Below are 4,490 nucleotides of genomic sequence, written 5' to 3' on the forward strand. Positions count from 1 at the left end.
TTCTTCAGTTTTCATATATCTATCTTACTTCTTATCTTTTTTTTTCTTTTACTGTCCTCCCGCACTCCCTCTCTTTTTTTTTTTTTTTTTTTAATGATACGGCGACCACCGAGATCTACACTCTTTCCCTACACGACGCTCTTCCGATCTCCGGGCTTTACAAGGGTGTTTTCAGGATACTCTACTGCATCTAATTCAAAGACAGTTATCTCAACTCTTAGAGATGAGACATATTGTCCATTGTCTAGAGCAACCAGATCGAATGAATAAAGGCCTGGCTTAACAGACTTATCAACATTACCGATAAGAGCACCTTCAGAGCTGTATAGGACAAGGCCTAGAGGAACAGTATTTTCACCCGGAGTTGTGCCCTGGACTGTATCTCTACCAAAGGTCCATGTATAGGAAGGGTATTTCCTGGAGAGATCCAGATAAACAGAGAACCTGTCCTTTAGAGGCTCTCTCCCGGTTGTATGGGGTGTGTAACCGGCAACAACAGAGTATGTTGTGGTTGGAAATGGCGGTGGGGTCTTTACCGTTAGATGATATAGGGCCTCAGTTGAGACACCATCTGTTGTGGCAAGAACTCTGAATGTATAGGAACCGGGATTAGCAGATGAGACAGAGCCTGTTAGGGTGCCTGTTGATTGATCTATAGAAAGACCCTGTGGATATCTATTGACACCCGGATCGATACTGGATGATCCTGATAGGGAGAAGGTTGTGCCAGTCCCCGCATTGAGCAGGTTAGCCGGGATGGTAACGTGATGAGACTTATACACGGGTCCATCTACTGACTCAAGAACAGGACGTGTTGTAACTGTCAGTGCATAATAAATGGTCTCTGATGAGCCGGGGAAGCGACCTGTATCCAGGCTGTCAGCAGACACCTTCACACCAAAGACATATGTCCCGGGGAGAACGGTTTTTCCGACAGTGCCACTCACATATCCTGTTTCAGGATTCAGGCTTAGGCCTGTTGGTAACCCAAACTGAACAGGTCCGTCACTCTTCTTTACTGTCTCTGCCTGGTTACGGGCATCTACGAGAGTGTATTTGAATCCACCCTTTCCATCCAACTGAGGTATGCTGACACGCCCACCAGGTGCTGCATATACAGGATTAGTAACAGGACTGATTGGTGTGGTGTGTGGCTTTGTTACATATATCAGTGATATATCTGCTACACCATAGCCACCTGTTGCATTGGTTGCCCTTAGCCTAAAGGTGTATGTTCCATACTCAACAGAAGAATCTATAGTTCCTGTTATCTTACCTGTGCTTTTATCCAGACTAAGACCCCTGGGCAGAGTACTATCTGCAGGAATGATACCTGTGCCCTCAGTGCTACCAGAGTCATAGAGAGACCATGTATATGTATTAGTGTCTGTTGCGGTTGGGGTTATAGGTAGGCCTGAAAAGTCCTGACCGTCTAGGGTCTTGACCTTGACAGGATTAGTATCACCTTTGTAATAGACAAGATTCTTGGGTGTGATAATAGGATCACCCTGTGTTACATATATCTCTACTACAGCAGAAACAGATTTCTTATTCTTATCATCCCCATAGGTGAGTGTTAGGGGGAAGCTATACACGCCTGTTTTGACAGTCTTATCTATTACGCCGTATATGGTTCCTGTCTCAGGACTCAGATGTAAACCCTTGGGCAGTTTATCGTGTGTGTCAGGTGATGTTGCACCTTCTTCGGGTTTCTTTTTCTTACTCTTGGTATCTGGTTCACCTATGGAATAAGTGCCGGCAGTGGTAAGACCGGTAACTGATGGAGGTAGAACAATTGTTCCGCCCTGGGATGTCGTAACGGTCTGTTTACCGAGAGATACGGGCAGGTGGGTTATCTTATAGGTTAGGTCGATAGAGCTCTTGCTGTGTCTGGTGCTTATGGTAACTGTGAACTGTGAGACACCTGTGGCACCTAAGAGTCTGCCTGTCAGCCTTCCCTCATGGCCTAGACTGAGACCTGCGGGAAGTGTACTGCCACTCTTTAGGGTGTATATAACAGTTTCACCATCTACACCTGTTAGGGCAGGAGGGGACACATAGATAGGGTCAGAGGGTTGGCCCTCTTGGTGATAAACAGAGATATTCTGTGTCTCAAGTTCTGCACGAGCCTTATCCTTGAGAGCAAGTTTTGTTACTACTACGACAAGAACAACAGTTTTTGTTACACCCCCGCTTGTTACTGATAGACGGGTTAGGTATCTTCCCGGTGCAACAGATCCATCAGGCTTACCTGTTAGATGTACTGATCTGGCAGATGCTGTAGAGGATTCACCTGTGCCTGAGACAGAAAGACTTAGCCCTTTGGGAAGACTATTAGATCCTGGTGTTGTTGCATTCTGATTTGTTCCCTGCGGAAGAGAGACTGTAACATCTGTGCCACCGACTATACCTGTTAGAACACCTGTTGTCTTATCCAGGGTCTGGTCTGTGCTGACATATACGGTAGAGTTACCTGCTACAAAGGGTTGCTCTACTCGGAGAGTATATGTAACCTCTGTTTTTTCTCCGCCGAGAGAAACTGCAATAACTCTGAATGAGTATGTGCCAGAAGCGGGTATCTCATCACCCGTTGAAGCAACAGTGCCAGATATGGTACCTGTATTGGGATTAAGACTTAGCCCTTTGGGAAGACTATTAGATCCTGGTGTTGTTGCATTCTGATTTGTTCCGTCTGCCAGGCGATAGTAAGAGACACTGGTTGGTTGAGAGAGGGGGTTATCTTGATTACCAGACGCAGGGGATAGGCTATAGGCAACACCTGCCACAACATGTGTTCTGTTCTTATCCAGTGGGTCAGATGGAATCGGACGACCAACGAAGCTTACATGCTCACCAACAGTTACGGGTGCATCAAAATAGGCAGACTGGCCCAGCTGATTCTTAGCCTCTACAACCACCCTGTATACACCCTCTGGTGGAACAGGATATAGACGATTACCGGAATCAATATTGCCACGCAGAGCACCTGTAAAGGGATCGATGGAAAGGGCATCAAGGCCATATGGCTTAGTCCTGATGGAGAATTTGAGGGCCTGGGAATCCAGGTTAGTTGGTATAGCAGAGGTTATTGTGCCTGTGCTTGAGTCTATGGTTGTTGTTCCATAGGTAACACGTGGTGGTGTTACTACAGAGATAACTATGGTGGCTATGGCCTGAGAGGGTTTGAGATCAAATAGTTTGGCAAGTTCTCCATAGTTCTGATGGGTGCGTACTGTTAGGGGGTATGTGTGGGCCTGCTGGGTCTTTGAGACAGTACCTGAGATTCTCCCTGTTGTGGAGTTAAAGGAAAGTCCACTGGGTAGAGTGTATTTACCTTCTTCTATCTCTTGGCCGGGCTTTTTATCAGGCTTTTGGTCGGTTAGGGTGTATGTAACATCTGGACCACCCAGGGTTCTGCCGGGAAAGGGGCGCTGGTCATATGAGACCTGTGAGCCGGGGCCAACAGATATATCAGCAGAGTCAAGGGTGGGATGTTCCTGGACTATCATCTCCACTACTGCAACAATGTCATTTATTGTTGCGGTTGATCTCTTTGTGGAGTCCACTAGACCAAAGGTGTAATATCCGGGTGCGGCTGTAACAGTGCCACCTAGAATACCCTGTACGGGGTTGACGAGTTGTAGACCCTGAGGAATGCTCAGTTGATTGTTATGCACGCAGTCCACACCACGACATGCAGGTGGTCTTTGGGAAACGGTACCAAAGAGAGATAAACCGCCTGAGTATTGGGTCTTTAGAGCAGATGTTAGGGATGCTTCACCGCGTGTAACAAGGGTTACCGCATACTCATCATATACATGGAAGGTATATGATGCAGAGAGCACTGTGGATGAATCAGCTGACTTATATTCGGCAGTGGCTGTATATGTCCCAGATACGTCACTGGTTAGGCTTCCCGGACTGACCTTTAGCCATCCTTTGTGATCACCTGAGTTCAGAAAGCTAACAGCTGATGGATATTTACCGGTGGCTGGTGTCGTAGATGAGGAGGAGGTAAAGGATATGGTTCCTGTTATCTTGTCTGGTCCTGCATATGTTTTTACGTATACATCTGTGCCAGATACATGTGTGGGTAGGTGGGTTTTCTCTGTGAAGTATGCTGCAAAGGCCTTTGCCTGTTCAGTGGTTGATATGTGCTTGGGGAGCCATATATCACGTCCCGGTAGGTCTACAGGTTGCTGGCTTGCCTCTTTAGTTTGCTCAGCAGCGTGTGTGTATGTCTGTGGGTTTATGTATAAGCCGGACGTTATAAGAGTTACAGCAGTAAGCGATGCAACAACCGGCAGAACAGAATAGGTTTTTTTCGTATCAACCATAACTTTCCTCATAATCAAAGCTTAGCGAGATCGGAAGAGCACACGTCTGAACTCCAGTCACAGTCAACAATCTCGTATGCCGTCTTCTGCTTGAAAAAAAAAAAAAAAAAAAAAAAAAAAAGGATATAAGAGTAGTAGGTGAATCTCCACGAT

1 protein-coding gene is annotated in these 4,490 nt (G+C 46.4%); it reads right to left on the bottom strand.

Annotated elements, in window-relative coordinates; all coding sequences use genetic code 11:
- Nucleotides 1-128 precede the first annotated feature (128 nt).
- A complete protein-coding gene (locus C1A09_RS16850) occupies nucleotides 129-4,337 on the bottom strand; it encodes an Ig domain-containing protein (protein WP_219618399.1) in 4,209 nt (1,402 codons plus the stop codon).
- Between the last annotated feature and the right edge of the window lie 153 nt (nucleotides 4,338-4,490).

Origin of the sequence: Bacteroides cutis, assembly GCF_900241005.1 — a bacterium.
In the GTDB taxonomy this organism is placed as follows: domain Bacteria; phylum Bacteroidota; class Bacteroidia; order Bacteroidales; family Bacteroidaceae; genus Bacteroides; species Bacteroides cutis.

Coding starts and splice junctions, on each gene's coding strand:
- C1A09_RS16850 (WP_219618399.1), bottom strand. CDS start 4,337: ATGGTTGATACGAAAAAAACCTATTCTGTTCTGCCGGTTGTTGCATCG.